The sequence below is a fragment of the Verrucomicrobiota bacterium genome (genome assembly GCA_037139415.1).
Taxonomy (GTDB): domain Bacteria; phylum Verrucomicrobiota; class Verrucomicrobiia; order Limisphaerales; family Fontisphaeraceae; genus JBAXGN01.
Window position 1 is genome coordinate 1 of sequence record JBAXGN010000295.1, and the last position, 5,883, is coordinate 5,883.

At 55.4% G+C, this 5,883-nt stretch carries 6 protein-coding genes; 3 read left to right on the top strand and 3 right to left on the bottom strand.

The genetic code is table 11. The features are described 5' to 3' along the window. A partial coding sequence (locus tag WCO56_28485; GenBank protein ID MEI7733541.1) for a protein kinase occupies positions 1 to 1,621 on the bottom strand: 1,621 nt, incomplete at its 3' end. Between the two features lie 443 nt (positions 1,622 to 2,064). Between WCO56_28485 and WCO56_28490 the strand changes: the two genes are divergently transcribed. Continuing rightward, on the top strand, positions 2,065 to 3,201 hold the full coding sequence (locus WCO56_28490) for a GNAT family N-acetyltransferase (GenBank protein MEI7733542.1): 1,137 nt from the start codon (positions 2,065 to 2,067) through the stop codon (positions 3,199 to 3,201). A gap of 6 nt (positions 3,202 to 3,207) precedes the next feature. Here WCO56_28490 and WCO56_28495 read toward each other — a convergent pair whose 3' ends face one another. After that, on the bottom strand, positions 3,208 to 3,444 hold the full coding sequence (locus tag WCO56_28495; protein MEI7733543.1) for a hypothetical protein: 237 nt from the start codon (positions 3,442 to 3,444) through the stop codon (positions 3,208 to 3,210). A 171-nt stretch (positions 3,445 to 3,615) separates the two neighbouring features. On the opposite strand from WCO56_28495, the gene WCO56_28500 reads away from it, so the two are divergent. Further along, the gene (locus WCO56_28500) at positions 3,616 to 4,767 is read left to right on the top strand and encodes a Gfo/Idh/MocA family oxidoreductase (protein MEI7733544.1); all 1,152 of its coding nucleotides are present in this window, start codon (positions 3,616 to 3,618) and stop codon (positions 4,765 to 4,767) included. 209 nt (positions 4,768 to 4,976) lie between these two features. After that, on the top strand, positions 4,977 to 5,522 hold the full coding sequence (locus WCO56_28505; GenBank protein MEI7733545.1) for an HAD-IIIA family hydrolase: 546 nt from the start codon (positions 4,977 to 4,979) through the stop codon (positions 5,520 to 5,522). Between the two features lie 61 nt (positions 5,523 to 5,583). Here the strand turns inward: WCO56_28505 and WCO56_28510 are convergent. Continuing rightward, positions 5,584 to 5,883 (bottom strand): hypothetical protein (locus tag WCO56_28510; protein MEI7733546.1); only part of this gene is annotated, 300 nt, incomplete at its 5' end.

Below are 5,883 nucleotides of genomic sequence, written 5' to 3' on the forward strand. Positions count from 1 at the left end.
CCTCGGCCTTTCTCTTCGCCTCCTCTTCCCGCGTTTTCTGTTCCGCCAACGCCTTCTGTTTCTCCGCTTCCTCGGCCTTCCGCTTTTCCTCCGCCAGCCGTTGCTCCTCGGCCACCCGCTTGGCTTCCGCGTCTGCCTTCTTCCTCGCCTCCTCTTTGGCTTCGGCCTGCACCCGAGCCAGCCGTGCCTGCTCCGCCTTTTCCTCGGCCAACCGTTGCTCCTCGGCCAGCCGCTTGGTGTTCGCGATACGGCGCACGTCATCCAGAGCCTTGGCTTCCTGCCGCTGTTGTTCCGGTAGATGCATGTTCCAATACCATCCCCCCACCGCCAGCAAGGCCAACACCACCACAGCCGCCAGAACCCACCGGTGCTTGGACACCGTAGGCCGTTCCGGCGTGTGCGCCGCGATGGTCACCGGCACCGCGCCAGCTTCCGACGTTGGGAGTCCCGGCTTCAGCCGGTCCGCTTCGCTGGGAGACGCCGCCACGGTGGGCGGCAATTCTGGGCGGGTCGCCGGTTTGGTGGCGGGGATGGCTTGAACTTGCTCCGCCGCGATGGTGACCGGGATTACCTCAGATTGAGAGGCCGGAATGGTTGCGGGGATCACCTCAGCGGGCGAGGCCGCCACCGTCGGCGGCGCTGCTGGCGGATTACTCGCAGGCGAGACGTTCCCTTCTAACTCCTGACTCCCAACTCCTAACTTCTGCTCTCCCCCTTCTGCCTTTTGCTTTTTGCCTTCTGCCTGGGTTTCCCCTTCTGTCTTTTCTAACCGTTCCCACACTTCCCTGGCGCTGACTGGCCGTTCCTCGGCTTGCTTGGCCAGGCAGGCCATCACCACGGCGACCACGTGAGCCGGGATGTCATTCTTGATTTCCAAATCTGCCAGCCGCACCGCCATCGGCTCCGGCGGCTGGTGCAGGATCTGATACTCGATCACCCCCTGGCAAAACGGCGGCTTGCTGGTGCATAACTGGTAGAGCGACGCCCCCAGCGCATACACGTCATCCGATGGCTTGGCGTTCTTGCCCGTCAGTTGCTGCGGACTCATGTACGGCACCGTGCCGCTGGTGTCCGAGCGGCCTGTCGCCCGGCTCATCGAGTCGCTCATGATGGCCGCAATCCCGAAGTCCGCCAGCTTCAGCCGCCCCTTGGTGTCCACCAGCATGTTCGCCGGTTTCAAATCCCGATGCACCACACCCTCGGCGTGCGCGTAATCCAGCGCCTCGCACAGTTGCCGGACCAGCGGCGCGACCACGTCCCATTGGAAGACGCCATCCGGCTGATCCCAGCGCAGTTCCTCCAGGGATTTGCCCTCGATGAATTCCATGGAGATGAAGGCCGGCTCGTTGGGCGGCTGGTGGAAGTCGTGAATGCGGATGATATTCTGGTGGGTGAGCTTGTGCGCCCGCGCGGTCTCCCGGCGCAACCCCACCAGCGCCTCGCGGTCCTCCTGCACTTGTGGCGGCAGGAACTTGAGCGCCGCCGCCTCGTTCAAATGTTCGTCTTGCGCCAGCCAGACGACCCCCATGCCGCCTTGGCCTAGCTTGCGAACCAAAGTGTAACGCCCCGCCCCAGCCTTCTGGCCGGGGACGAATTGCGCGCTGCCGGTTGGACTTGCCATGGCGGGGAGAGTAAGAAAAGATGCCTTGCGAGTCAAACATTACCGCTACCGCCGATAACCCCCTGCCCTTTTCCGCTACGACCGGCGCAGCGCCAGGATCAGCGCGTTCAGCGTGTTCAGGATCGTGCCCACCTCCCATTGCGTCGGCGGATCGCTCACGACGCAATCCATGGGCAGCACATAGGAACGGTGAAATCACGATTGACGTTTTGAGGCAGGTATGGACAATTCGGCACAGCTATGGAAGCAAAAGAAATTTCATCCTTGGACCGCGCACTGGCTAAAATATGCCTAAGTTGCCTGGTTTGCCGTCGGGCTCGAACAAAGCAACAGGGGGCGGCGTACTGGTTCGTGAGCCGGGTGGAAGATAAAATATGCCCCTTCTGCCGCGCCTACGAGCGGGTTTATGGGCGTAAAGCACACGTGGTTTCTCCTCCACGCCCATGAATGGTCCCGTGCAACTGGTGGAAATTCCGCGCACGCCAGCAGGCGTTTCCCGTTTTCTCAAGGTGAGTTACGGGATTTACGGCGATGATCCCAATTGGGTGGCCCCGTTATTGGTGGACCTGGAAAAGGTGTTCACCAACGCCAATCCGCTATTCCAACACGCAGAGATGAAGTTATGGGTGGCTGTGCGGCAGGGCAAAGATGTTGGCCGCATCGCCGGCATTGTGGATCGCCACTACAATGAATACCACAAAGTCGCCGCCGCGTTTTTTGGTTTTTTTGAATCCATCAACGATGCCGCCGTGAGCCAACCACTATTCCAGGCGGCCATTGCCTGGGCGCGTCAACACGGCGCCACCACGATGCTGGGGCCCATGAATCCCACTACCAACGACGAATGCGGCTTGCTCGTCAAAGGGTATGATTCCCCGCCGGTTTTCATGATGACTTACAACCCACCGTATTACGCGGAACTGATCGAGGCCCAAGGCTTCGCTAAAACCAAGGATTTGCTCGCCTTTTATTTCGACTTGAAAAATACCCCGATGGAACGGTTCAACCGGCTGGCAGCCAAGTTTGCCAAACGGGAACCACAGATAAAAATCCGCCCTATTTTGCGGAAAAATCTGGAAGCCGACCTGGGTAAAATCAAAGAGGTTTATAACGAAGCCTGGCAGGAAAACTGGGGCTTTGTGCCCATGACCGATTTGGAACTCAACTTCATGGCGAGTCGGCTGAAGCCCATGCTGAAAGAGGGCATTTCTTATCTGGCCGAACTGCCGGGAGAAACCGTCGGGTTCCTCCTGGCACTGCCGGATTTCAACCAGGCGATGAAACCTTTGCGCGGACACCTGATCACCCCGCACATATTCAGTTTCATCCCTTATCTATTGGGATGGAAGGAGACGAATATCGTGAGGGTGATCACGCTGGGAGTAAAAAATAAATATCGCGGACGCGGTATTGAGGCCGCCATGCTGGCAGATGGGCTGCGCCAAGGGTTCAAGCTGGGATTTAAATTTGTCGAAGCTTCCTGGATTTTGGAGGACAATATCGCCGTTCAACGAGTCATTGAATTATTCGGAGGGTATCCGTACAAAACCTACCGAATTTATGAAAAGACCATTCACTAGCCTCATTCAAGTTTCCTCAGAAGGATCGCGCCAGGGACGAATCGTGATGGAGGCAATTTCATGCACATCAATGTAGTACAAGCTGGCGTCCTTGAATTTCAGAAAAATGGTTTCATTGGTGACATGCCCGTCTTCCACCCGTGTCTGAGGCGAAAACTCCTGATCGCTATTCTTAAAACGAATTACCACCGAAATATTTTTCAGCGGTGACCGATACAGCAATGATAAATCTTTGGCATTCATGGACCGGGCTTGGTCTAAGGCAAATTACTGCCGGGAGCAAGCAGAAATTATGGATGCTTTTTTTGCGGGCACACGCCATTTGTCACCATTTCCGGCTTGCCAGTGTTTCAGCGAAAGCCTGATAGTCGTCCCGTTATTGAGATATACGTGTTAAACGTAAGGATTTAAATTATGAACAAAGTGCGTTTTGGCATTATCGGCATGGGCAACATGGGCAAGTTTCACGCGGATTACTTGATGAAAGGCAGGATCACGCGCGGTGAACTGGCGGCCGTGAGTGATTCCTTCACGCCGAACCTTGAGCCATTCAAAGATAAGGTCACGACCTTTGACAGCAGCGAGAAGCTGATCCGCTCGGGCAAGGTGGATGCAGTCATCATTGCCACCCCGCATTATTTGCACACCAGCATCGGCATTGACGCCTTGCAAAACAACCTGCATGTGTTGGTGGAAAAACCAATTTCGGTACACAAGGCGGATTGCGAACGCCTGCTGGCCGCGCACACCAATCAGAAGCTGGTGTTTGCCGCCATGTTCCAAATGCGCACGGATCCCAGGTATAAACGGATCAAGAGGCTTATCGCAGATGGCGAACTCGGTGAAATCCTGCGGACCAACTGGATCGTGACGGACTGGTACCGCACCGAGACCTATTACGCCAGCGGTGGCTGGCGGGCCACTTGGAAGGGTGAAGGTGGCGGCGTATTGCTCAACCAATGCCCGCACAATCTGGATATGTTCACCTGGCTGGCGGGACGCCCCGCGAAAGTGCGCGGTTTCTGCCAGTTAGGACGTTTCCATAACATTGAGGTTGAAGACAATGTGACCGCCTTTCTGGAATACCCGAATGGCGGCACCGGAGTATTCATCACGTCCACAGGCGAAGCCCCAGGCACAAACCGGCTGGAAATCATTGGTGAACGCGGTAAGTTGTTGTTGGAGCACGGCAAGATCACCTTTACCCGCAACGAAGTTTCCATGCTGCAGTTCAGCAAAATAGCCAAAGCAGGCTTTGCGAAACCAGACGTATGGAATGTCGAAATTCCCGTGGAAGGCGGCGCGCAGCACCACGAAATATCGCAAAATTTCGTGGATGCCATTCTGGATGGCACGCAACTCATCGCCCCGGCTTCCGAAGGAATCTGGTCCATCGAACTTGCCAATGCGATTTTATACTCCTCGCTGACCAACCAGACGATTGACCTGCCGTTAAACAGCGCGGACTACGAACAGAAGCTGCAGCAGTTGATCGCCGAATCAAAATTCGAGAAGAAAGTTGTACAGACCATCGGAGAAGACTTCTCGAAATCATTCAGTCGGTAATTTGGAACCTGAAAAGGGACAGTTCTATCCATGGATTTTACTCATGGCACGGATGGAACACAACCTGTCTCATTTTTGCGATGGCACGCCCAAAAGCTGGACGTTTCTCAAAAATGATGCATTTGCAACTAGTTAATCATTAGTATTTTATAAAACCAGATCGCCACACTTAAACTCGGCCAGCTTTATGCTATAGCAGGAGTTGTCGTATGAAACTGGCTGTGTTTATCGAGCGTGATGGCGTTCTGAATCATGTGCGTTCTGAAAGGCAGGTTCAGATCACGCCGTTAAGTTTGTCTGAGTTCCATTTAAAACTGGACGCCGTGCTTCCTTTGCGTCGCCTGCAAGCGGCAGGGTTTGTTGTGCTGGCCACGACCAACCAGCCGGGGTTGTCGCGCGGTTACCAATCCAGGCGCGATCTGGATTTGATGCATGAGCTAATGCGCGGGAAGTTGGGCTTGGATGGCATCCTGGTTTGTCCGCACGACGAAACCGACCGCTGTCCCTGCCGAAAACCAAAACCTGGCCTGCTTACCGAAGCGGCCTTCACCTGGCATTTCGATCTCGACCACTCTTTTGTGATCAGTGACAAATGGCTGGATGCTGACGCCGCCCGGCAAGTGGGATGCACCTCGCTGATGATTCGATCCCAGTGGATTGGGCAGGTGCATCACGACTTTGTCGTGCCAAGTTTGGAAGCGGCGGTGGAGAAACTCCTTCACCTGCACACGCAACAATTCATGCTGACGCATTGACCGGATAGCGAAATGGGCGCGACAATTTCGTAAAATTTGTGGCGCAACTGTTTTTCCAAGTCTATTTTTGTTTCTCCATCACCGGAAGCTCGCTGGGATACGGGTCAAATTTCATCTCGGGAACATCGTTGGGACTGACACGTCGGGAACCACCGACCACCGTGACTTGGCCATTATCACCTTTCCGCAGGTGCGGACGGGTATTGGAGTAGTCATGGCTCTGCCGGCACACAATATCTCCCCCTGGAGCAATCACCGCGTAACCGAAAGATTTGGCACCGGTCTGCTGCAATATATGCAAATGACTGGTGCGATCCACCAACGCTTCCGGGGTGTTGAACGATACCATCGGCCCAAGACC